The following is a 21,754-nucleotide window of genomic DNA, read 5'->3' on the forward strand; positions in this document are numbered from 1 at the left end:
AGTTTTCTTCCATATGTCTGGAGACGTAGTATCCGGGATGCTGGAACGGATCGATGCGGATCTGATAAAATTCATCAGACTGCAGTTCACCGATATCCTTGGAATCCCAAAGAATGTGGCCATCCCTGTGGAGCAGGCAGAGAAAGCACTCACTGAGGGAATATGGTTTGATGGTTCATCTATAGAAGGTTTTACCAGGATCGAGGAGTCCGACATGTTGCTCAAGCCGGACCCTGCGACCTACGCGATCCTTCCGTGGAGACCACAGGACGGCAGAGTGGCACGGTTCATCTGTGACCTTCAGACCTACGGTGGCAAGCCTTTCGAGGGCGACCCACGGTATGTGCTGAAGAAGACCCTGGCAGAAGCCGCAAAGATGGGCTTCTCATTCAACACAGGCCCTGAACTGGAGTTCTTCCTCTTCCAGATGCAGAACGGCAGACCCACCACCGAGTTCGTCGACAGGGGTGCGTACTTCGATCTGGCTCCGAACGATGCAGCAGAGGATGTCAGGCGGGAGATCGTTCTCGCCCTCTCTGATATGGGCTTTGAGATCGAGGCGTCGCACCACGAAGTGGCCGAGAGCCAGCATGAAATCGATTTCAAGTACAGCGATGCTCTGGATACCGCAGACAAGGTGATCACCTTCAAGTTTGCAGCCAAGGCGATTGCACTCAAGAGCGGAATGCATGCGACATTCATGCCCAAGCCGATCGGCGGAATCAACGGTAGTGGTATGCATACCCACGGTTCGCTCTCAAAGGACGGAAAGAACATCTTCTTCGATCCAAATGGCGACAAACAGCTCTCAGACACAGCACGTTATTACATCGGTGGGCTGCTCCACCATGCCCGTGCCATCACCCGGGTCGCCAACCCGACGATCAACTCGTACAAGCGGCTGGTGCCAGGCTATGAAGCCCCAGTCTATGTCTCCTGGTCTACAGCCAACCGTTCAGCCCTGATCAGGGTGCCGGCAGCCCGTGGCAACAGCACCAGGGCAGAGTTCAGATCCCCTGACCCGACGTGCAACCCGTACCTGACCTTCGCCTCGATGCTCGCGGCTGGGCTCGACGGGATCAAGAACAAGATCGAGCCACCGGAGTCGACCGATGTGAACATCTTCCACATGACCGCAACAGAGCGGAAGAATCTTGGGATCACGATGTTGCCAGGCAGCCTCTACGAAGCCCACGAGGCACTGCTCGCGGACCCGGTCATCACCAACACTCTAGGCAACCACGTGGTCAGCGGTCTCAGTGCCATCACCACCGCAGAGCACGACTCGTTCAGGATGGCCGTGCACCCCTGGGAGATCGAGCGCTACCTCAACACCTTCTAATCTTTTTTTAATAACAGTGAAACCAATATCCTTGACTGATTAAAGACGAAGGAAAATGAATTACTCTTGAATTAGGATGGTTCATCTGCTTCCTCCATCCTTTCTAAACAAAAATTCGAAGAATCCAGATATTATCAACGATCAGGTTTTCAACAAAACAATACTGCCTGATGTCAGAAGGGACCGTCCTGTTCAAACGACCGTCCGAAGCTGAGCGCCAGTTCGGCCTTGTACAGCTCCTTTCCGAGATAGGCGGCATGGTCGAGGAGGGAGACCAGACCCTCTGCCTGAATCTCAGCAAAGACCTCCTCCCAATGAGAACCAACAAAGGCGGTCCCGTTGTGTACGGCCACGATCTGGCCGTCCTCGATTCCGATCCTGAAGTTCCCGGCCGGATCATAGGTGAGATCCGCGGCGAGGGGTGACACCTCGATCCGCTGCTGGTAGGCGAGTGGGGGCTCCCGCCGCCGCCGCTTCTCCTTGATCACCAACAGATCGAGGCCGACGTCCTTGGGATAGGGCCGGCACCGGACCAGCATCATCATCTCAGTGGCCCGCCGCATCTCCTCGACAGCCCCATGCGTCTTGTCCGAGTGTTCACTGGCAAAGACCAGAGCAGCGTGAACCTCAAGCGCCATCCCGGCCAGCAGGGCCTGTACCCCAACAGAGTCGGCATCGATCAGCTCGGTGACGTTCCCTGCGCCGAAGAAAAGCGGATACCCTGGTTCCTCCGGGAACTCCCGGAGCGACCGGACCAGCCCTGACCCGACTGGCTGGAGGAGAGGATCCGCGATCAGCGAGACAATCCCGGCCTCTTCGGCGAGGGCCAGGTTCTCGACCAGGGACTGATAGCGTGGTACCACCACAGCCGCGACACCGGCGGACGCCACCTCTGCACCGACCAGCGGAATGTTCTCCTCGTGGAGCGAGAGGACCAGGTCAGCCCGGAAGAGAGCGGCTCTAATTAACGCAGGGTCCTGCGAGTCCACGGCCAGTGGCCCCTCGATCGACTCGACCGCTGAAAAGCACCGGCGAACATCCTCCGGGGTCGCATCGAACCCGAATCCCAGGTCGACGATGTCAGCACCACGGGAGAAGAGGTCGGTGACCACGGCTGCCAGGTCAGGCTGCCGGGGGGCGTCCATCACCTCGGCCAGCACTTTCATCCGCGAGCCGCCACCGATCTTCACCCTCCGGATCAGCAGGTCTGGAATGGCCGACCGCTCCAGTCCAGCCAGTTTTCTGCCGGCCTCCTCCTGGCGTTGAAGTCGGATCAGTTCATCAGCAGGAAGCGTCCGCGAAAGTTCAAGTGAGCCGAGTCTGGAGAGGATCAGGGGGAGGTCGGCAGCATGCCTTGGACCACGGAAGACCGGCACCCCGGTCTCCTGCTCAACCTGAACAAAGGACGCGGTACACATCCCTGATACGATCACGAGATCGTACTGTCGCTCTTTGAGCAGGGAGAGGAGCTGTAGTGGAGTCAGAAACGAGGCGATCTCCCCAGTCACGACCACCTCAGCATCAAACCCTGTGGCAGCCTCACTGACGAGTTGATAGGTCGCTGCACCGGTCGGTAGAAGAACAGGCATACGTCTCCTTAATAGTGAGAAGGATAAAAAATAGTACTGTTTGATGCTCAACTGTGACCTGCATATCCATACCAACCACTCACGCGACGGCGAGTCGAGCGTCGAGGAGATCCTGCTTCAGGCAGAGAAGGTCGGGCTGGATGCAATTGCAATCACTGATCATGATACGATGGACGGGGCCTGGTACGCGGCTAAAATCAAAAGTCGTGTGCTTGTAATCCCCGGGATCGAAGTCTCGACAGCACAGGGGCACCTGCTCGTACTCGGAGGGACCAGCGTGATCCCGCCCAGCCTCGACGTGATCGAGACAATACGACTCGCCAACGCCCAGGGTGCTGTGACGATCCTGCCCCATCCGTTCCACATCTGGAGGCATGCCGTCGGGCTGAAAGTGAAGTCCGCTCTTGAGGCGGTCGACGCGATCGAGGTCTTCAATAGCCGGTACATCGTCGGGCAGGCGAACAGAAAGGCCGCACGCGGGGCACGCAGGGTTCACAAGCCAGCTGTTGGTGGTTCAGACGCTCATCATGCCCGGTACGTCGGGTTTGGAAGGACAACCATCGATGCTGAGAGGACCGTCGAATCTATCCTCGAAGCGATTCGGGCCGGAAAGACCGTGCCCGGTGGAAGAATGACCCCACTGCGGACCTATACCCGGCAATCGATCAAAAGTACCTGGCGGCGTGTCCGGCGCCATGTCCACCGATGAGGCTGGCATTCCAGCTCTCGTACGACGGGAACCAGTTCCGGGGGTCCCAGCTCCAACCTGCCTACCGGACGGTTGAGGGGGAGCTTATCACCGCCTGTCAGCGGGTCCAGCTCTTCGATGATCCTTGCAAGGCAGGGTTCGCCCTGGCTGGCAGGACCGACCGGGGTGTGCACGCCCGGGGCCAGGTCGGTGCCTTCTCAACACCGTTCCCCGAGCGGGCGGTGGAGGCGCTCAACGGGCAGCTCTCACCCGACCTATGGTGTAACGGGTTCGCCGAAGTGCCTCCCTCGTTCCACCCGCGCTTCGATGCCATATCACGCACATACCGCTACTTCTTTGCCGACTGGCCCCTCGATATCAGAGCGATGGATCAGGCCGCAGCGGCCCTGATCGGGACTCACGACTTCTCACGACTCGCACGGGTGAGGGAGAAGAGCCCGATCCGGACCGTCAAGTCGGCCCGGGTTTTCCAGGACAGAGGGATACCGGTCTTTGAAGTGACCGCCCACACCTATCTCTGGCACATGGTCAGGTGCATGGCGGCGGCGCTCCTCCTGATCGGAACCCACGAACGGGAGCCAGAACTGATGGAGCGGCTCCTCTCTGGGAAATGCAGAAGAAACCCGCCGGCAGCCCCGGCTGATGGATTGGTGCTCTGGGACGTGGACTGTGGGGTCACCTTCACCCCGACTGAACCCGACCCACGGAGCAGGGACTGGATTGGTTCGGCCAGGCGGGAGGCGATGGTCCGGGAACGGATCATTGGCCTCCTAGACCGGAGTGGCGTTGACCGACGGGGGAAGGAGCCGGGCGATGATAGCGGACGGGACCTGCTCTGAGGTCCGGACTCCAAGGGAGAAACTAGCATCACTGTCAACAAGGCCGTTGTACGTCGCATCGAGCTTGAAGGAGAACGAAAGGAGCGGATAGCCAAGTATCGTCACCGCGGCCTGTTTCTGCGTGATCTCCTTCTGCTCCCCGACCTTGATGTCATAAGGAACCTTGTCGACCGAGAGGCTAACATGGTCGGCATACGGAATCGCAACGATCAGGATATTACCGATCTGCACTGGGTTGGAGTTCGGGAAGGTCACGTCATAGGTGACAGTATACGGATAGTGTGCTGCCTGTTCCGACCCACCGATCGTGATCCCGATCGAGATGAAGGCGACGATCAGGGTGATCAACACAAGGCCGATCAGGGAGAGACCCAGGTACCATCCCCAGCGAGATCGTACACTCCTCTTCTGGGGAGCCGGGACAGAAGGAGGAGGGGGGCGGGCAGAGACTGGTTCCATGGAGGGAGTTATCTGAGGAGAAGAAGGTCCTGTTGATGGGCCCTCGGTGGATTTTGTTGCGCTCTCGGCCTCTATCTTTTCATCAATCTCAAAGATCATATCCTGATCGTCCATTCCCATGCCTCTCTATAATCAGTAGTGTCGTGAGCGCCGTATTAAGGTTATGTGACGGTAATTATCATTATAAAAGATGATAGATATATACTACCAGTGACCTACATGAGTGAACTACCGAAAGAGGAGTACCTGAAGAAATGCACCTCTGCCTGTGCAGGGTGCAGTTCTACCCTCTGCCTCCGTTATGTCCTGAAGGCCGCAGGCCCGGACACGGTGCTGGTGGTCCCCGCATGCTGTACGAGCGTGCTGCAGGGGATCTACCCGACCACGGCGATGAACGTCCCGGTTTACAATGTAGCGTTTGCAGCGGCCGCTGCGTGCGCTTCAGGGATGAGCACGGCCTTTTCAGCCACAGGCAAAAAGACCAATGTGATCGCCTATGCCGGCGACGGCGGAACGGTGGATATCGGGATCCAGGCACTATCAGGGGCCCTGGAGCGTGGGACAAACTTTCTCTATATCTGCTACGATAACGAAGCATACGGCAACACCGGGATGCAGCGGTCAGGGGCGACCCCGATAGGGGCCAGGACCACGACGACCCCCGGCGGAAAGCTCGAGACCAAGAAGGATATCGACCGGATCGTCGCTGCCCACGAACCGCCCTATATGGCGACCGCATGCAGCGCCTATCCCCAGGATCTATATAAAAAGGTGAAGAAGGCGCTCTCGATACAGGGGCCGAAGTTCATCCATATCCTCGCTCCATGCCCCCCAGGATGGCGGTACCCCACAGAGAAGACGGTCGAACTCGGAAAACTGGCCGTCAGGACCGGGGTCTGGATGCTGTACGAGCGGGAAGCAGGAAAACTGACGATCAATGGTATCTCCAAGGCCGCGATGAAGAAACCGCTCCCCCTTGAGGAATATCTCTCTGCCCAGGGCAGGTTCAAGGGTATCTCGGTGGAGGCTATCAGGGAGATGCAACTCACGCTTGAACGAAACCAGCGGCGCCTCCGTAATGAGGAGGAAGGACTATGCTGACGATAGCAACCGGCAACAAAGCAGTGGCCTCAGCGGCTCGTGAGGCCCAGCCTGATGTCGTGGCTGCGTATCCGATCACACCGCAGACCGAGATCGTCGAACAGATCGCGAACTACGTGACCGACGGTTCGATGAGAAGCCAGTACATTCCAGTCGAGAGCGAACATTCTGCGATGGCAGCCTGCATAGGGGCCTCGGTCACCGGTGCCCGGACCTTCACGGCGACCAGTTCACACGGGCTGCTCTACATGCACGAGATGCTCCACTGGGCGGCGGCTTCGCGCCTCCCGATCGTGATGGCAAATGTGAACCGTGCGCTCGGCCCGGGATGGAACACCTGGGCGGAGCACTCGGACGCCTTCTCACAGCGGGACACCGGCTGGCTGCAGGTCTATGTGGCCACTGTGCAGGAGGCCTACGATGCGACGCTGATGGCCTTCCGGATAGCAGAGCACCATGACGTGCTGCTACCCGTGATGGTGAACTTGGACGGGTTTTCGCTCAGCCACATCACGCAGTCGCTCAAGACGGTCAAGCTCGGGGACTTCATCCCGCCGATCGATCTACCGCATCGAATCGATACCACCCACCCGGTCGGCTACGGTCCGATGACGGGTCCTGACCAGTATTTCAAGTTCAGATGGGACATCGAACGATCGATGCGCGACGCGGTGAAGGTGATCGCTGATGTAGAGTCCGATTTCGCCAGCCGGTTTGGCAGGCAGTATGGGCAGACCGAGGAGTACCGGTGTGAAGACGCGGATGTGGTCCTCATCTCGATGGGAACACTCGGTAAGGAGGCCGAAATGGCGATCGATATCCTCAGAGATGAGGGGATCAGGGCAGGGGGGATGCGTCTCCGCTGGTTCAGACCGTTCCCGAAGCTTGACCTTGCCGGCCGGGAGGTCGTGGTGATCGACCGCGACTACTCATTCGGATTCGGCGGGGTGCTGGCCCATGCAATCCGATCGACCTGCAGGACGGATCTCTACAGTGTGATCGCCGGCCTCGGTGGCCAGGAGGTCACCTATGATGACATCGCAGAGTTTGTCAGGTCCAGGAAAATAGGGACTGAATTCTGGTTTGGGGTGACGCCAGATGTTTGAAATTCGGATCCACTCACGGGGTGGACAGGGTGGCGTGACTGCAGCCAAACTTCTGGCCCAGGCGGCGTTCAATGACCACAAGTATGCAACTGCAGCCCCGTTCTATGGGGCAGAGCGGCGGGGAGCACCGGTGGTCTCGTTCGTCCGGATCAGTGATGAGCCGATCAAGGTGTACAGCCAGATCAGGTCTCCTGACCTGGTCGTGGTGCTTGACAGCAGTGTGATGGACGTGATCGATGTGCTCAACGGGATCAAACCAGACGGGACGGTGCTGATCAACAGCGCCCATGCCGTGACGATGGATGGTCACACCACTCATCATGTAGACCTTACCGGGATCGCCCTCTCGCTCGGACTGGTAGTCGCGGGGTCACCGATCCTGAACACGCCGGTGCTCGGTGCCCTGGCAAAGTTGGGGATCGTCTCACAGGAGTCCGCCAGGAAGGCGATCCGCGGGACGTTCACTGATGAGCGGAATGTGAAGGCAGCAGAGCAGGCCTATGCAGAGGTGACGGTATGAGAGAACGGCTAGCATTGAGCACCCCCGGAGAGGGGGCCGCGGGAAAGACCGGATCATGGCGGGTCTTCCGTCCAGTCGTCGACAAGGAGAGATGTAACACCTGCGGGCTCTGCGGGATGTACTGTCCAGACGGGGTGATCAGCGAGGACCTGACGATAGACCTGGAATTCTGCAAGGGCTGCGGCGTCTGCGCCAATGAATGCCCGAAAAAAGCAATAACGATGGAACGCGAAGAGCGTTAATCTCCCACCCTCTTTTTTAATCATACGATCGAAGACCAGATCCAGCCTCTGCCAAAATGTTAAATATATAGATTTATAATTCAATATATATTATATACAACAATACTATATGCACCCTCCACCGAGATCTGGGTAGAGGGTTATAATGAACAGACCTACTTTCAGTTGGATCAACAAAAAGAGACGGCACCCCGAATTCCTGGTGATGACAACTCTGCTGCTCTGCCTCATCGGACTTCTCTCTGCTGCAGGATGTCTGGCCACCTCGACATCCGTGGAGACGACGCAACCCATCGCACTGACGACCAGCGGAGCACCGGCGCTCTCTTCTGTCCTCTCGGAAGCCGGCCTCAGTGCAGCTAGGCAATATCCGGGGCTGACTCTGATGGTGAAGAACACCTCCAGCGATCAGGGAATCATGGACCTGGTCGGCGAGAAAGCCACCATCGCCCTGACAAACCGGACCCCAACCAGCAGAGAATACGCACAGGCAAGGATACAGGGAAAGAATCTCCACCTGACCCTGATAGGCTACGACCCCCTGACAGTGATCGTCCATCCAGCTAACCCAATCACCTCCATCAGCAAAGACGATCTCGCCAGGATCTTCTCAAATGGAACAATAACCGAATGGAACGCACTCGACACCGGATCTGCCGGACCCCTCCACTCATACCAGGACGCCAATGAAACACCCGACATCCAGTGCCTAATTCAGGGCATCACCGGGGTGAACTGCACTCATTCAACCGCAATTTCCACAGTATCAGCCGTTCGAGCAGTTGCGGCAGACCCTGACGGGATCGCCTGTATTCACGGGTCGGCACTCACTCCCCAGGTGAAGAGTCTAACGATTGAAGGAAATGAGGGGAAGGGCTGGGTTAAAACCGGAACAGCAGATCCCCTCTACCTGATCACCGATGGCAGTCCATCCCCTGCCGTCCTGCAGGTGATCAGCGAACTCTTCTCAGGCACCAGCACGGCGACGATGAAAGCAGAGGGACTGGTCCCGATCGAATGAGGTGATGAAGATGAAGATACAGTACAAACTGATGCTCTCGTTCTCGGTGCTCGCCGTGGTCTTCCTGATCGCAGGGGTGATCATCAGTGCCAATGTCACCGGGATGAACGCGCTCGACAAGCGGATCAGCACCGACCTGACCATCAACCAACAGGCGATCGCCTACCAGAATGCAGCCAGGGACGTCCAGACCGGAACATTCCTCTATCTGCAGGGGGAGACCGGGATGGGCAACCAGATGATCAACGAGGGCGAACTACAGATGGTGAAGAGCCGGCTCGCCCTGAACGCCTCCCTCACCGATCCCAAGATGATCGCAGACCTGAGCGATACCAGAGACCTGGAACAGCAGGTGCTCGACAGTTCCCACCAGACCCTCTCGATCGCAGCCGGCGATGATCCAGACCGTGACCAACAGATCAGGGATCGGATGAACGCGCTCGACGCCATGGTTGTGGCTCTGAACACTAGGATAGCCACCTTCGTCGGAGCGACCGATCGACAGGTCAGCACCGCCATCGATGCCTCTGCGGCCTACGGAGCGGCCACGGTCCAGATGATCGTCATGGGACTAGGACTCGTCCTCATCCTCTCACTGCTGATGGCGATCGTGATGGCCCGCCATCTGACTGGCCCGATCACCAGCCTGACCGAAACCGCAGACAGGGTCAGCCGTGGAGATTTGGAAAATAAGATCGAGATAAAAACAGGGGACGAGATCGAGAACCTCGCCGACTCGTTCACCAGGATGATCAATGCCTACAAGATGATGGAGGCGATGAGTATGATGAACGAGGAGGAGGCATGACCCTGGAGCAACAGGTTCTCGCCGTACTGGCAGCCGAACTCGGCCCCTCGGCGCCGAAGTTTCTGAAGAGGCAATGCACCTACCACCTGAAGAAGGAATCCTCCCGGCTGACGTCACGCGATCTCGAGGACCTGGCCAACTGGACGTTCATCGGAATCAAACTGATCCTCAGCGAGACCACCGCCGAGAAGGTGAGAAAGAACCTGCTCTCACTGAAGAACTGAACTCACCAGAATCATCTCCCCCAACTCTTCGCTCAGAGACCCGGCCTCTTTTCAACAGTCCAGGTCACACACCAAGGGAACCCCCTCATGACCGGGGAGGGTCCCCCGAATCCGGGCACCACAGAGACCGGGAGATCCGCGACCTCCTACCTCAGGATCAATCGCCGGCCCCTGCCTTTTTGACCCCGCTGTCATCCCAGTGGCTGGGAATCATGTCCTAGCCGATGTTCGCCCCGATGATGTAACTGTCAGGGGTGACAGTCCGGTCAATGTATCCCCTTCGCATGCATCATGAACAGACCTGGCCAGACTACTCCTCAGGGTGAGTGAGATCGAAGTACATGGAGAAATTCCGGAACGGGATCAGCAACAGATGCCCCGGCGCGACCGGATGAAGATCCGATCGCGCATACCAGTGAAGGGAAGGAGAGAGAATAGCCTCCTCAAAGGGGTCACAGAATAGACAGGATGCTGGTAGTATATCTCTTCCAGGAGAGGAACTGTTAAAATATTTTCCGGTCACCGATCAGCCAGCATGACACCGATGTGTTATGATTAATAATGATAAATACAAATAGGAAGTAGAGTGGGTTCACGTGGAGCTGCTATTATTCCTGATACTCTTTCCGTTGATCATCGCATTGATGATGTACGCACTGCCTGAGCACGCACTCAAGCACCTGCTCGTACGCATCGGAGCGCTGGTGATCGGCGTTGCCTCGGTCTACCTGGTTGTGACCTCGTTCGCACAGGGCGCTATATTCTCGACGTTCGCTTCAGAGCCGGCTGGTCAGATCATGTTCGTGATCGAGATGCTGATGGCTCTCTTCATCCTGTACATGGGGGTACGGTACAAAAATTACCTGGCCGTGGCTCTAATCCTTATACAGTCTGCGATGATGATCTACTTTGAGACCACCTATGCAGAGCACCTGACAGCGATCCATAACCTGTTCGTCGACGATTTCACCCTGATCATGGCGCTGATCATCGGGATCATCGGGTCCCTGATCTGTGTCTACTCGATCCGGTACATGCAGGTCTTCCATGAACATCACCCAGAGGTGACCGACAGAAGAAGGATGTTTTTCTTCGTCCTCTTCGCATTCCTCTCGGCGATGTTCGGACTTGTCTTCTCGAACAACCTCGTCTGGGTCTATTTCTTCTGGGAAGTGACGACGCTCTGTTCGTTCGTGCTGATCGGATACACCCAGACCGAAGAGGCGATAAAAAACTCGTTCCGGGCCCTGTGGATGAACCTCCTTGGTGGTCTCGGGTTCGCTGCAGCGCTCCTATACCTGGCAGCCATGCCGGCAGCAGGCGGTATTATCGAGCTCGACCGACTGGTCGGGGCCGGCCAGGCCGTGGCCCTGATCCCGGCGGTGCTGATCTGCTTTGCCGGACTGACTAAGTCCGCCCAACTGCCGTTCTCGTCCTGGCTGGTTGGGGCAATGGTCGCACCGACGCCTGTCTCGGCCCTGCTCCACTCCTCGACGATGGTCAAGGCAGGGGTCTATATCATCATCAAGATGGCCCCGATCCTGCAGGGTTCCCTTCCAGGGCTGATGCTCGCCCTGGTCGGCGGGTTCACGTTCCTGCTCGCCTCTGGGATCGCCATCTCCCAGTCCAACGCCAAGAAGGTGCTCGCCTATTCGACGATCGCAAACCTCGGACTGGTGGTGGCCTGTGGCGGTATCGGGACCTACGAAGCAGTCTGGGCAGCGATTCTGTTGATCATATTCCATGCGATCTCCAAGTCGCTCCTCTTCCTTTCGGTCGGGACCGTCGAACACCAGATTGGATCCCGGGACATCGAGGACATGGAGGGGCTGATCGCCCGGATGCCACGGGTGGCCACGATGATGATGGTCGGAATCGCCGGGATGTTCCTAGCCCCGTTCGGGATGTTGATCAGCAAGTGGGCAACACTCCGTGCGTTCATCGATGTGCAGTTCGGCCTGATCCTGGTCGCGATCGTCGCCTTCGGGTCGGCAGTGACGCTCTTCTTCTGGACCAAATGGATGGGCAAACTGATCGCCGTCCCCACTCCCCAGAAGAACCAGGAGGGGGGCGTCGGCAGAGAGGAGATCGGAGTACTGTACACCCTGACGGTGCTGACCGTCGGGGTCTGTCTGCTTTTCCCGCTCATCTCCTCGGTGCTGATCGAGCCATATGTGCTCGCAGCCTATGGAAAGGTCACCCAGCTTGGACAGGACAATGTGATCATCATGCTGTTGATGCTCTTCATGATCCTGCTCCTGCCGCTCTCGATGCGGTACTACGGAAAGGACCAACATCACCTAACTCCATACATGGGCGGACGAGCCACCAACGCAGATATGCAGTTTAAGGGGACATTTGGCGTGTATAAGCCGGCAACCATGCACAACTACTACTTGAAGAACCTTTTTGGTGAGACAAAACTGATGAAAGTCGGCGTGGTCCTCTGCACCGGGTTAATCGTGCTAATGGCCGGTGCCGTCTACACGGGGGTGCTGTTATGACCTCAGTCCTCTACGCTGTGATCTTTCTGCTGATCGCCCCGGCCCTCGGCGGGCTGCTGGCAGGGGTCGATCGGAAGATCACCGCACGGATGCAGGGGCGGATGGGCCCGCCGGTGGTGCAGCCGTTCTACGACGTGCTGAAACTCTTTGAGAAGGAGCACGCGGTGGTCCATACCTCACAGAACTTCTATGTGTTCAGTTACCTGATCTTCATCGCCTTCAGCGGGGCCCTCTTCTTTGCAGGAGGGGACCTGCTGCTGGTGATCTTCGCCCTGACCCTGGCGCATGTCTTCCTCATCCTCGGGGCGTATGCAGCTGCATCGCCGTACGCATTCATTGGAGCCGAGCGTGAGCTGGTCCAGGTCATGGCCTACGAGCCGATGGTAATCCTGGTCGCCGTCGGGATGTACATGGTCGTGCACAGTTTCTATGTCAGTGCCCTGGCCACCACCGCGGTACCGCTGATCCTGTACCTGCCTGGGGTCTTCATTGGGTTTGCCTATATCCTGACGATGAAACTTCGGAAGTCACCGTTCGATATCTCGACCTCGCACCACGCCCATCAGGAGATCGTGAAGGGTGTCACCACCGAGTTCTCAGGGTCGACGCTCGGGATGGTCGAGATCGCCCACTGGTACGAGAACATCCTGCTGGTCGGGATGGGCTACCTGTTCTTTGCGTTCAACCCGCTGATCGGGGTGGTGGCGATGATCATCCTGTATTTCATAGAGATCTTCATCGACAATACCTTCGCACGGGTGAAGTGGGCCTGGGCCCTGAAGAGTATCTGGCAGGTGACCGCAGTCTTCGGACTGATCAACCTCGGTCTGCTCTACTGGAGGGCCCTGATATGACCTATATGAAGAAGTCACCCTGGATCATCCACTACGACGCCTCCAGCTGCAATGGCTGTGATATCGAGGTACTGGCCTGCCTGACACCGATGTACGACCTCGAACGGTTCGGAATCATCAACACTGGCAACCCCAAGCACGCCGACATCTTCCTCGTCACCGGGGGGGTCAACGAACAGAACAGAGCAGTGATCAAGAACATCTACGACCAGATGCCTGAACCCAAGGTCGTCATCGCCCTTGGAGTCTGCGCCACCAGTGGCGGGGTCTTCCGCGAGTGCTACAACATCATCGGTGGGATCGACAAGGTGATCCCGGTGGATGTTTACCTGCCCGGCTGCCCGGTCCGGCCTGAACAGATCATCGACAGTGTCGTCAAGAGTCTTTCGATCCTTGAAGAGAAACAGCGGCAGCTCGCTGCCAGAGGGAAGAGTGCATGAAGACTGAAGAACAGACCACCGAGGTGATCGAGGTCCCAACGCTGCAGAAACGAGTGAAGGAGATGCTCGATCAAGGTTACCGGCTGGTGCAAATCGGGTGCACGAACACCGGTGAAGCATATGAGATCAACTACTCGTTCGATAAGGACTATCACTTCGTAAACATGCGGATAGTCATCGCCCCGGGGACCGAACTGGCCAGTATCAGCAGCAGTTATCCAGGTGCATTCATCTACGAGAACGAGATCCATGACCTGTACGGGATCACTGTCACCGGTATGAACATCGACTTTGGAGGAACGCTCTATACGACGTCGATCGCCCACCCATTCGGCATAACCATCCAGAAAAAGGACGAATAATCATGTCAAAAAGAACAATCATCCCATTCGGGCCGCAGCATCCGGTCCTCCCCGAGCCGATCCATCTAGACCTGGTGCTGGAGGACGAGCGCGTGATCGAGGCGATCCCCTCGATAGGGTATGTCCACCGCGGTCTTGAGAAACTGGTCGAGAAGCGGGAGTACCCGGACATGGTGTACATCGCAGAACGGATCTGTGGGATCTGCTCGTTCATTCACAGCCTCACCTACTCACAGGCGATCGAGCAGGTCATGGGGGTTGAGGTTCCAGATCGGGCTCGATACCTCCGGACGATCTGGTCCGAGTACTCCCGTCTTCACTCGCACCTGCTCTGGCTCGGCCTCTTTGCAGACGGGATGGGGTTTGAGTCCCTCTTCATGAACGCCTGGAAGCTCCGCGAACATATCCTCGACGACATGGAGGCGACAACCGGCGGACGTGTGATCCAGGGGGTCTGCAAAGTCGGCGGGGTCAGAAAGGATGTCTCCAACCAGAAACTGAAGGAGATGGCAAAGGGACTCAACGGGATCAAGCATGAACTGCGAGACCTGACCAAGGTCTTCTCACATGACGACTCGGTCGGTCACCGGCTCAGGAACGTGGGGGTCCTGCCACAGGATCAGGCCTACCTGCTCGGGGCCGTCGGGCCAGTCGGACGGGGAAGCGGATTGAACATCGATATGCGGATGCTCGGGTACGCGGCCTACGACGAACTCTCGTTCAAGCCAGTGACCGAGTCCAGTGGCGATTGCCTGGGCAGGTGTTTGGTCAGGGCCAACGAACTCTTCACCTCGATCGATCTGATCGAGCAAGCTGTCGACAAGATTCCTGACGGTCCGGTCGATGTGAAGGTGACCGGCAGCCCTGACGGGGAGTTCTTCTCACGGACCGAACAGCCGCGTGGCGAGGTGGTCCACTATGTGAAGGGAAATGGAAAGAAGAACCTGGTCAGGTTCCGGGTCAGGACCCCGAGCTTCACGAACATCCCGCCGCTGGTCGAGATGCTCAAAGGGTGCGAACTGGCCGATGTGCCGATCATCGTCCTCTCGATCGACCCCTGCATCGGCTGCGCAGAGCGGTAATCTGGTGATATTATGGGACTCTTCACATTTGCAAAGACCGTAACGGCAACACTCCTCAAGAAGCCGGCGACGCTGAACTACCCAGCACGACCCGCAAAGAAGTCCGACCTCTCCCGTGGACACCTGACGATCGATGTCGACTCGTGCAAATGGTGCGGGCTCTGCTCCCGCCGATGCCCGACGCAGGCGATCAGTGTGGACAGAAAAGGGAAGACCTGGGAGATCGACCGATTCCGGTGCGTGGTCTGCAACTCCTGCGTGGAGATCTGCCCTGCTCACTGCCTGACGATGGAGAACACTTACCTGCCGCCTGTCACTGAGGGGGTCAAGGAACTCTTCAGACCAGCCGTGGTTGAGACCGAACCAGAGACCGAGAAGGCAGAGGGTTGATCCCCTGGCTGTTCCCACCCGATTTTTGGATAGTATCTTTCTATAATTCTTGATCTTTTTCGAGCAGGGAGAGGAGAGCCGCACTCATCGCCCGGATACCGTTCTTGATCACACCCTCTGCATCGGGTGAAAATCTGCCGCTGTGCAGAAAGGCCGGGGGCTGAGGACTATTCGGGCCGACACTGCCTACCCGGAAATAACAGATCGGAATCGGGGGGTCGACCACCCCGAATGCTCCGAAGTCCTCACTGCCGGAAGACGGCGGGACGGCGATCACCTGCTCCTCACCGACCACCTCCCGGATGGCCGCTATCACTCTGTTGGTTAGCGCCGGGTTGCAGACCATCGGCGGGGCCGACTCATCGAGCAGGGTCAGCACCGGGAGGTGGTCCTCCGGGACACCAGCACCGCGGGCGACGGCGGCGACGATCCGTTCGATCGCTCGGATCAGGTGATCCCGGACCTCGGGCGAGAAGTACCTGAAGTTCAGGGTCAGGTCGACCTCTGCTGGGATCGCGTTATGCTTAGAACCCCCATGGACCGACGAGACGGTCAGCACGGCGAAGGCCTGTGGATCGATCTCACGGGAGACGACGGTCTGAAGAAGGAGGATCGTCTCTGCAGCGATCACGACCGGATCGATCGTCAGGTCAGGATGAGCTGCGTGCCCCCCGACACCGAAGATCTTCAGGTCGAGCGACTCGGCCCCTGCCGAGGAGACCCCCTCGGTGTAGATGACGGTGCCGACCGGGTAATCGGCTGCCACATGGAGGGCGAGGAGGGCGTCCGGCCTGCCGATCATGGTGTACAGCCCGTCCCTGACCATCGCCGCAGCTCCAGATACCCGCTCCTCTGAAGGTTGACCGACCAAGATAAGTCGGCCAGTCCACCGGCCCTGCAGGGTGACCATCACCCTCGCGACGCCGGCGAGAATCGTCATATGCAGGTCATGCCCGCAGGCATGCATCACCGGCACCTGCCGGCCGTTCCAGTCGGTGGTGATCTCGGTGCTGGCATAGGGGAGACCAGTCTCCTCCAGAACCGGGAGGGCATCCATGTCAGCCCTGACCAGCACAGTCCTGCCCGGACCGGCGTCGAACACCCCGGCGATCCCAAACCCACCAATCCCGGTGATGACCTGATACCCAGTGGCCTCCAGAGAGGCTGAAAGAGTCTTCGCGGTCTGCTCCTCCATCTCAGAGAGTTCCGGGTGCTGGTGGAGCGTTCGGTACAGGGAGAGGAGGGACAGGTACTCACGTTCGATCACCAGGTCCACCAAGTCACGGCGTGCAGTCTTCAATATTCACCTCTACTCTACTCTCCCGTTGCCGTTATTAATAATAACGGCAGACGATCCGTCGCCTCCTAGAAAAGCAGGAATTGAAAAATCAAGGTTTATAGAAGAGGACGATCCGGTTGGTGTTGGTCCCGCAGGCATTGTTGGCCACACCCCAGATCTGCGAGGTCTTGGTGAACTGCTGGGTGTTGACGACGATCCCCTCACAGGAGAAGCCGGCGGCCCTGCCGAGCGGGACCACGTGCTGGTCGAGAGAGATTGTTCCCCGCCGGACCTCTCCGACCTCGAAGGCCACCCATCCGCCCGACCGGGTGACCCGGTACAGCTCGTCAAAAACCTCACCCATCACCGACGACCACCCCTCCACCGTCCGTGCCATCGTGATACCCCTGCCGATCGCCTGGGCATCGAGATCATTGAACCAGCAGCGGAGCCAGTTGTCACGGGCGTACTGGACGATGTCCAGAAACGGAGGGGAGGTGACGGTCAGGGCCACCGACCCGGACCGGATCGTCGGGGTCTCCCGTGCGTCCCCAGTCAGAAACGAGGCCCCAGCCCCGACCGATGCAAGGCCGGCCCGTTCATCTGACGAAACCCCGCTCAGCAACTGCCTGGACTTCCGCTCGATGATCACATGGACGTCTTTATAGGGGGGGACCTGTCCGCGCTTGGTATTGATTCGGCACTGGCTCTCTTGCGAGACCGCCTGGTTAGGCGGGAGCGTGTACACCGAGAAAAAGTTCTTCGAGTGGCCGGTCAACCGGTTGGTCGCGACCATCCGGATCCACCGGTCGACCTGATCCTCATCACCTGACTGGTACCGGTCGATCAGGTACCGCCGGAGGGCGACAAGCGTAGCCTCGGTCTCTGGATGGTAGAACATCGAGAGGTCCAGGTCCGCACCCACCTTCCCTTCAGGAACCTGATCCAGCCGCTCTGCCACCTCTCCCTCTTGAGGAAGGGTGAACCGGGGGGCGGTCAGGATCGCCGAGAGCGGGTTGATATCGTTCGCGATCACCTGCCTCCCCAGGAGACCGGCTTCGATCGCCGTGGTACCCCGGCCGCTGAACGGGTCATAGACCGTCTCTCCCTCGCGGGTCAGCAGCCTGATAAAGAAGCCCGGGAGCTGCGGTTTGAAGCAGGCCCGGTACGAGAGTTCATGGAGGGTGGAGGCCTGTCGCTGACGGGAGGTCCAGAACTCATTGATATAGTGAGGGACAGACTCCCCGTCGACGCTGATCATCTCGCACCGGGTTATCGGAGAAAGCGCACCGGCAGTGCTCTCATCGGCCAGCGCGAAGAGTCCGAGAAACGCCCTGACCATATCAGGAGACGCAGTCCTCTCAGTCAATGCCGGGCCTTCCATCATCAGGTATTGGGGCCGGAGAGTTATAATCCAGCATCAAAGCAGCATGGCCAGAGGCGTGCACCAGATCACTCCTCTTCCTGGATCTCCGGAACCGGTTCCTCAAGTTCAAGTTGCTCTGGTTGCTCAGACTGTTCGGTCGCGCTCTCCTCCCGAAGGAGCAGCCCTGCCCGCTTTCGAACCAGGTACGATGAGTCGGCAGCGGCATGTTCGAGGAGAACCGCAGCAGAAGGCCCACCGATCTTGGCAAGAGCACTGACCACCCCGAGCCGGATCTCAGGATCTGGATCGTTGATAAACTGGGCGAGAGGAGGGAGGGCATCCTCACCAAAACGGCCGATTTCAGACCACCGCTCCTCTGCGATCAGGTATCCTACCTCCTGGACGGTATCTGTAGGTGTCCAACCGGCAGCCGCGAGGCTCTCTGCAGAGCCGGCGCGGATCTCCTTCTCCGGATCGTTGAGGGCTTCCACCAGCGCCTCGGTGGCCCCTGAACCGAGTGCTGTCAGAGCCTCCCCAGCGACCTGTCTGACCCCATAGTCGTCGGCATCCAGCAACTGGATCAATGGTGCAGCAGCAGCAGGGTCCTGAATTTCACCGAGCGACCGGGCTGCCCGCATGACGACCTCGTCGCTCTGATCCTCGAGTGCAGTGATCAGGTCCGGCACCGCAGCCTGGTCTCCGAGCAACCCGAGTGACGCGGATGCAGATGCCCGAACGTCCTCATCCTCATCAGTCAGCAGCGTTCTGAGCAGGTCCCCAGCCCGAGGGTCATGGCTCTTGGCAAGGGCATGAGCGACCTTCTTCCGAACCCGGGCCTCTTCATGCACAGAGGCCTCGATCAGTAGAACAAAATCAGGATCCTCGGAAGGAACTGTACCGGATTCCAGCCCTCCAGACTCGTCGATAGGTTCAGGGAGCGGTGGAACTGACCGAGGGGTTGGGTTCAATTGGGTGACCTCAATCGGGGGAGGGCCTTCCTGAGGAATCGTGATCTCATGAATAGGAGAGACCTCCCCTGACAGCACGGCATGAAACTGCCTGGGAGGGAGAGGGGAGAGGGTTGTTTCTTCTTCATGAAGGCGGGCCAGCAACATCTTAGCATCCTTTTGTCGTCTCTCATCTGCAGTGTCTGAGGCCTGCATGGCAAGATCCTGATCAGCCCCGAGCGTCCTCAGGGCCCAGATCACATCCTCTGCCGTAGCACGATCACCGGACTCGAAGAGGGCCACGAGGGGGCCGATCCCCTGCCGATTTCCAATCATGCCCAAGGCCCTGGCCGCGGCCCCTCTGACCACCGGGTACTGATCATGCAATGCCCGGACCAGAACCTCGGTTGTAGCAGGGTTCCGGAGCTCTCCAAGGGCATGAGCCGCCTGACTCCTGACCTCCTCATCCTCGTCCTCGATCAGCAGGTTGACCAGCGGAGAGAGAGCTCGCTGATCCCGGATCTGACCGAGAGCGTCGGCAGCTGTGACCCTGACCTGGTAGTATGGATCCTGAAGCGCCTTGAGCAGCAGAGGCACCGATTCGATCCCGATCTGTCCGAGCACCTCAGCAGCCACCATCCTGACCGCATCGTCCTCTGCGGAGAGGCCTGGACCGACGGCGCTGACAATCACCGAGGGCTGGTCACTGGAGAGAACTCCATGTTGATCGGCAAGGTACGAGGAGATCAGCTGGGATCGTTCTTCATCATCAGGAGAATTCCGCTGGAGTGTCTCCATCAGGGAGAGGAAGGCCGACTCCTGGACCGGAGCCCAGCCGGACGCTTCATTATCCATGGAGCCGGCAGTCTCCAATCCTGGACCACCCACAACTGGAAGGACCGAAGAGGGGGTGATGGAAGGTGTCCCGTCATCCATCTGTGGGATGATCAGGTCATCTGAATCCAGCCAGGAAGAGAGAGGTTCTGGGGTCGCCAGATCATCCTCAACTGGGAGATCCCAGAATGGTGGTGCCTCAATAGTCATCGTCGTCGATTGGAGAGAGGAGAGATCGATCGGGGGCAGAGAATCATCCAGCCCAGCGAGGATCTGGTCCGCATCCTCCAGATCATCTGATAAGGGAAGGGATGGTCCATCCTCAATATCCCGGGTAAATTCAATGGATCCTCCCACCGCCGGCTCTGCCGTCATCATCTCCTCTGGCGACTGCGTCCCGGTCGGGGAGAGGAGGAGGGCCAGATCGTCCTCGACAGGATCGGGCTCACAGGGTGTGGGTGTCAACCCGGATGCTGAAATGTCCTCGGTCCATGAGATATCCGGATAGACCTCCCGTCTGATATGCAGTGGGGGAGTGATGTTGGGCCTGATCTGTTCGATATAGGTCGGTGCAGACTGTTCCCTGGGAAAGGCACCGAGCCGCATCAGCACACCGGTAGATCCGGCCCGAATGGCTGGGTTCTGGTCGTGGAGGGCCCGGATCAGAGATTTCACGGCAGGATCGCCGATTCTCCAGAGGGCCTCGGCGCTACCGGTCCGGATCCCATAATATTCATCGCCGAGGGCCGTGATCAACACCGGAATCGCAGCAGGCCCATGCCTTATCAACTGGGACCATTGCTCTGTAGCCACCAACAGGGTCAACTGCTCCTGTTCGTCATCAGGAACCCAGTTGATCCTAGCCAGGGCCTGAGCTGCCGCCATTCTGACACTGTGCGCATGGTCATTGATCGCAGCCCGAAGCGCCGGGATCGCCTGGTCGTCGACGAGGAGACCGAGCGCCTCGGCAGCTCCTGCACGGACCGTCTCCTCGGGATCAGTGATCAGCAGCCGTCGAAGGGGATCGATAGCCCGAAGATCCCCAATCGAACCGAGGGCCAGAGCGACATCCCGTCTCACCGCATAATGACTGTCTTCCAGAGCGGCCAGCAGCGGGAGGACCACGGCCTTGCGTTTCTTCACCAGTTCCGACCACTGGCCAGTCGCAAACAGGTACCGAAACTTCTCCCGCTCATCCTGTGGCACCCACCCAGTCCGATCGAGGGCCAGCGCCGCCCCGTATCGGATCCGGTACGATGGGTGCATCAGGGCAGCCAGCAACTGCGGCCTGGCCGGTTCACCCATCATCCCGAGCGCAACGATAGCCCCCTTCCGGATCTCCTCATACTCACTGTTCAGCGCTCCCATCAGGGGTAGCACTACCTGATCGCCCATCGTTGCGATCAACGTCGCGACGCCGGGAAAGGTATGGCCGGTGTCATCACCGAGGGCAGTGATCAGGGTCTCCACCGGGAGGTTGGGGATCTCCTTGAGCACCGCAGACACTCGCTGCTGAAGCTCAGCGTTTCCATGCTGGAGAGTATCGAGCAGCAGTGGAACGCTGATCCTTCCCATCGAACGGAGAATGGTACTGGCCTGCCGCTGTACTATTGGATCCCGATGAGAGAGGGCCGCAATCAGCCCGCTGACGTCCTGTCGTTCGGCCAGCTTGCCGAGGTTGGGCCTGAAGAGATCATGCAGCCACATCTATCTGTCCACCGGATTCGTGATCAAAA

At 58.5% G+C, this 21,754-nt stretch carries 22 protein-coding genes; 17 read left to right on the plus strand and 5 right to left on the minus strand.

Annotated features, from left to right (window positions below):
* Nucleotides 1-13: 13 nt before the first annotated feature.
* Nucleotides 14-1,342, plus strand: a complete 1,329-nt coding sequence (gene glnA / locus MPAL_RS13545; protein ID WP_012619294.1) for a type I glutamate--ammonia ligase — start codon at nucleotides 14-16, stop codon at nucleotides 1,340-1,342.
* A 173-nt stretch (nucleotides 1,343-1,515) separates the two neighbouring features.
* Here glnA and MPAL_RS13550 read toward each other — a convergent pair whose 3' ends face one another.
* On the minus strand, nucleotides 1,516-2,931 hold the full coding sequence (locus MPAL_RS13550) for a DUF4346 domain-containing protein (RefSeq protein WP_012619295.1): 1,416 nt from the start codon (nucleotides 2,929-2,931) through the stop codon (nucleotides 1,516-1,518).
* A 43-nt stretch (nucleotides 2,932-2,974) separates the two neighbouring features.
* On the opposite strand from MPAL_RS13550, the gene MPAL_RS13555 reads away from it, so the two are divergent.
* Entirely contained in the window at nucleotides 2,975-3,640 is a 666-nt protein-coding gene (locus MPAL_RS13555; protein WP_012619296.1) for a PHP domain-containing protein, read from the plus strand.
* On the plus strand, nucleotides 3,637-4,479 hold the full coding sequence (truA, locus tag MPAL_RS13560; protein ID WP_012619297.1) for a tRNA pseudouridine(38-40) synthase TruA: 843 nt from the start codon (nucleotides 3,637-3,639) through the stop codon (nucleotides 4,477-4,479). The genes MPAL_RS13555 and truA overlap by 4 nt, the downstream gene beginning before the upstream one ends.
* On the opposite strand, the gene MPAL_RS13565 is transcribed toward truA, so the two are convergent.
* Complete coding sequence (locus tag MPAL_RS13565; protein ID WP_148208252.1) at nucleotides 4,411-4,938, minus strand: hypothetical protein; 528 nt, start codon at nucleotides 4,936-4,938, stop codon at nucleotides 4,411-4,413. The two genes, truA and MPAL_RS13565, sit on opposite strands and share 69 nt — an antisense overlap.
* A 219-nt stretch (nucleotides 4,939-5,157) precedes the next feature.
* Between MPAL_RS13565 and MPAL_RS13570 the strand changes: the two genes are divergently transcribed.
* From MPAL_RS13570 to MPAL_RS13630, 14 genes are all read left to right on the plus strand, one after another.
* Nucleotides 5,158-6,039: a thiamine pyrophosphate-dependent enzyme gene (locus MPAL_RS13570; protein ID WP_012619299.1), complete on the plus strand. Its 882-nt coding sequence runs from the start codon at nucleotides 5,158-5,160 to the stop codon at nucleotides 6,037-6,039.
* Complete coding sequence (locus MPAL_RS13575) at nucleotides 6,033-7,145, plus strand: transketolase C-terminal domain-containing protein (protein ID WP_012619300.1); 1,113 nt, start codon at nucleotides 6,033-6,035, stop codon at nucleotides 7,143-7,145. The genes MPAL_RS13570 and MPAL_RS13575 overlap by 7 nt, the downstream gene beginning before the upstream one ends.
* Nucleotides 7,138-7,665 (plus strand): 2-oxoacid:acceptor oxidoreductase family protein, encoded by a 528-nt coding sequence (locus MPAL_RS13580; protein WP_012619301.1) that lies wholly within the window; start codon nucleotides 7,138-7,140, stop codon nucleotides 7,663-7,665. Before MPAL_RS13575 ends, MPAL_RS13580 begins: the two co-directional genes overlap by 8 nt.
* Nucleotides 7,662-7,907 carry a 4Fe-4S binding protein gene (locus tag MPAL_RS13585; RefSeq protein ID WP_012619302.1) on the plus strand — a complete coding sequence of 82 codons (246 nt, stop codon included), beginning with the start codon at nucleotides 7,662-7,664 and terminating at the stop codon, nucleotides 7,905-7,907. Before MPAL_RS13580 ends, MPAL_RS13585 begins: the two co-directional genes overlap by 4 nt.
* Before the next feature lie 145 nt (nucleotides 7,908-8,052).
* A complete protein-coding gene (locus MPAL_RS13590) occupies nucleotides 8,053-8,928 on the plus strand; it encodes a substrate-binding domain-containing protein (RefSeq protein WP_012619303.1) in 876 nt (291 codons plus the stop codon).
* Nucleotides 8,929-8,932: 4 nt separating this feature from the next.
* On the plus strand, nucleotides 8,933-9,736 hold the full coding sequence (locus tag MPAL_RS13595; RefSeq protein WP_048145440.1) for a HAMP domain-containing protein: 804 nt from the start codon (nucleotides 8,933-8,935) through the stop codon (nucleotides 9,734-9,736).
* Complete coding sequence (locus MPAL_RS13600) at nucleotides 9,733-9,960, plus strand: hypothetical protein (RefSeq protein ID WP_012619305.1); 228 nt, start codon at nucleotides 9,733-9,735, stop codon at nucleotides 9,958-9,960. The genes MPAL_RS13595 and MPAL_RS13600 overlap by 4 nt, the downstream gene beginning before the upstream one ends.
* 322 nt (nucleotides 9,961-10,282) lie before the next feature.
* A complete protein-coding gene (locus tag MPAL_RS16400) occupies nucleotides 10,283-10,423 on the plus strand; it encodes a hypothetical protein (RefSeq protein ID WP_158303692.1) in 141 nt (46 codons plus the stop codon).
* A gap of 181 nt (nucleotides 10,424-10,604) precedes the next feature.
* Complete coding sequence (locus MPAL_RS13605; RefSeq protein WP_012619306.1) at nucleotides 10,605-12,464, plus strand: NADH-quinone oxidoreductase subunit 5 family protein; 1,860 nt, start codon at nucleotides 10,605-10,607, stop codon at nucleotides 12,462-12,464.
* Complete coding sequence (locus tag MPAL_RS13610) at nucleotides 12,461-13,318, plus strand: respiratory chain complex I subunit 1 family protein (protein ID WP_012619307.1); 858 nt, start codon at nucleotides 12,461-12,463, stop codon at nucleotides 13,316-13,318. The genes MPAL_RS13605 and MPAL_RS13610 overlap by 4 nt, the downstream gene beginning before the upstream one ends.
* Nucleotides 13,315-13,758: an NADH-quinone oxidoreductase subunit B family protein gene (locus MPAL_RS13615; protein WP_012619308.1), complete on the plus strand. Its 444-nt coding sequence runs from the start codon at nucleotides 13,315-13,317 to the stop codon at nucleotides 13,756-13,758. Before MPAL_RS13610 ends, MPAL_RS13615 begins: the two co-directional genes overlap by 4 nt.
* Nucleotides 13,755-14,120, plus strand: a complete 366-nt coding sequence (locus MPAL_RS13620) for an NADH-quinone oxidoreductase subunit C (protein WP_012619309.1) — start codon at nucleotides 13,755-13,757, stop codon at nucleotides 14,118-14,120. The genes MPAL_RS13615 and MPAL_RS13620 overlap by 4 nt, the downstream gene beginning before the upstream one ends.
* 2 nt (nucleotides 14,121-14,122) lie before the next feature.
* Nucleotides 14,123-15,202 (plus strand): hydrogenase large subunit, encoded by a 1,080-nt coding sequence (locus tag MPAL_RS13625; RefSeq protein ID WP_012619310.1) that lies wholly within the window; start codon nucleotides 14,123-14,125, stop codon nucleotides 15,200-15,202.
* A gap of 12 nt (nucleotides 15,203-15,214) precedes the next feature.
* Nucleotides 15,215-15,592 carry a 4Fe-4S binding protein gene (locus tag MPAL_RS13630; RefSeq protein ID WP_012619311.1) on the plus strand — a complete coding sequence of 126 codons (378 nt, stop codon included), beginning with the start codon at nucleotides 15,215-15,217 and terminating at the stop codon, nucleotides 15,590-15,592.
* 40 nt (nucleotides 15,593-15,632) lie between these two features.
* Here MPAL_RS13630 and MPAL_RS13635 read toward each other — a convergent pair whose 3' ends face one another.
* The 3 genes from MPAL_RS13635 to MPAL_RS13645 all read right to left on the minus strand — a co-directional run bounded on the left by MPAL_RS13635 (nucleotide 15,633) and on the right by MPAL_RS13645 (nucleotide 21,725).
* Nucleotides 15,633-16,892, minus strand: coding sequence for an amidohydrolase (locus MPAL_RS13635; protein ID WP_012619312.1), 1,260 nt, complete (start codon nucleotides 16,890-16,892; stop codon nucleotides 15,633-15,635).
* Nucleotides 16,893-16,980: 88 nt separating this feature from the next.
* Nucleotides 16,981-18,258, minus strand: coding sequence for a DNA methyltransferase (locus tag MPAL_RS13640; RefSeq protein WP_236610403.1), 1,278 nt, complete (start codon nucleotides 18,256-18,258; stop codon nucleotides 16,981-16,983).
* Between the two features lie 65 nt (nucleotides 18,259-18,323).
* Nucleotides 18,324-21,725 (minus strand): HEAT repeat domain-containing protein, encoded by a 3,402-nt coding sequence (locus MPAL_RS13645; RefSeq protein ID WP_012619314.1) that lies wholly within the window; start codon nucleotides 21,723-21,725, stop codon nucleotides 18,324-18,326.
* Nucleotides 21,726-21,754: the final 29 nt, after the last annotated feature.

It is taken from the genome of Methanosphaerula palustris E1-9c, from assembly GCF_000021965.1.
Lineage (GTDB): Archaea > Halobacteriota > Methanomicrobia > Methanomicrobiales > Methanospirillaceae > Methanosphaerula > Methanosphaerula palustris.

Excerpts from the sequence above, each read along its gene's own strand:
- glnA (WP_012619294.1), top strand. The coding sequence starts at position 14 with ATGTCTGGAGACGTAGTATCCGGGATGCTGGAACGGATCGATGCGGAT.
- MPAL_RS13550 (WP_012619295.1), bottom strand. The coding sequence starts at position 2,931 with ATGCCTGTTCTTCTACCGACCGGTGCAGCGACCTATCAACTCGTCAGT.
- MPAL_RS13555 (WP_012619296.1), top strand. The coding sequence starts at position 2,975 with ATGCTCAACTGTGACCTGCATATCCATACCAACCACTCACGCGACGGC.
- truA (WP_012619297.1), top strand. The coding sequence starts at position 3,637 with ATGAGGCTGGCATTCCAGCTCTCGTACGACGGGAACCAGTTCCGGGGG.
- MPAL_RS13565 (WP_148208252.1), bottom strand. The coding sequence starts at position 4,938 with ATGGAACCAGTCTCTGCCCGCCCCCCTCCTCCTTCTGTCCCGGCTCCC.
- MPAL_RS13570 (WP_012619299.1), top strand. The coding sequence starts at position 5,158 with ATGAGTGAACTACCGAAAGAGGAGTACCTGAAGAAATGCACCTCTGCC.
- MPAL_RS13575 (WP_012619300.1), top strand. The coding sequence starts at position 6,033 with ATGCTGACGATAGCAACCGGCAACAAAGCAGTGGCCTCAGCGGCTCGT.
- MPAL_RS13580 (WP_012619301.1), top strand. The coding sequence starts at position 7,138 with ATGTTTGAAATTCGGATCCACTCACGGGGTGGACAGGGTGGCGTGACT.
- MPAL_RS13585 (WP_012619302.1), top strand. The coding sequence starts at position 7,662 with ATGAGAGAACGGCTAGCATTGAGCACCCCCGGAGAGGGGGCCGCGGGA.
- MPAL_RS13590 (WP_012619303.1), top strand. The coding sequence starts at position 8,053 with ATGAACAGACCTACTTTCAGTTGGATCAACAAAAAGAGACGGCACCCC.
- MPAL_RS13595 (WP_048145440.1), top strand. The coding sequence starts at position 8,933 with ATGAAGATGAAGATACAGTACAAACTGATGCTCTCGTTCTCGGTGCTC.
- MPAL_RS13600 (WP_012619305.1), top strand. The coding sequence starts at position 9,733 with ATGACCCTGGAGCAACAGGTTCTCGCCGTACTGGCAGCCGAACTCGGC.
- MPAL_RS13605 (WP_012619306.1), top strand. The coding sequence starts at position 10,605 with ATGATGTACGCACTGCCTGAGCACGCACTCAAGCACCTGCTCGTACGC.
- MPAL_RS13610 (WP_012619307.1), top strand. The coding sequence starts at position 12,461 with ATGACCTCAGTCCTCTACGCTGTGATCTTTCTGCTGATCGCCCCGGCC.
- MPAL_RS13615 (WP_012619308.1), top strand. The coding sequence starts at position 13,315 with ATGACCTATATGAAGAAGTCACCCTGGATCATCCACTACGACGCCTCC.
- MPAL_RS13620 (WP_012619309.1), top strand. The coding sequence starts at position 13,755 with ATGAAGACTGAAGAACAGACCACCGAGGTGATCGAGGTCCCAACGCTG.
- MPAL_RS13625 (WP_012619310.1), top strand. The coding sequence starts at position 14,123 with ATGTCAAAAAGAACAATCATCCCATTCGGGCCGCAGCATCCGGTCCTC.
- MPAL_RS13630 (WP_012619311.1), top strand. The coding sequence starts at position 15,215 with ATGGGACTCTTCACATTTGCAAAGACCGTAACGGCAACACTCCTCAAG.
- MPAL_RS13640 (WP_236610403.1), bottom strand. The coding sequence starts at position 18,258 with ATGATGGAAGGCCCGGCATTGACTGAGAGGACTGCGTCTCCTGATATG.
- MPAL_RS13645 (WP_012619314.1), bottom strand. The coding sequence starts at position 21,725 with ATGTGGCTGCATGATCTCTTCAGGCCCAACCTCGGCAAGCTGGCCGAA.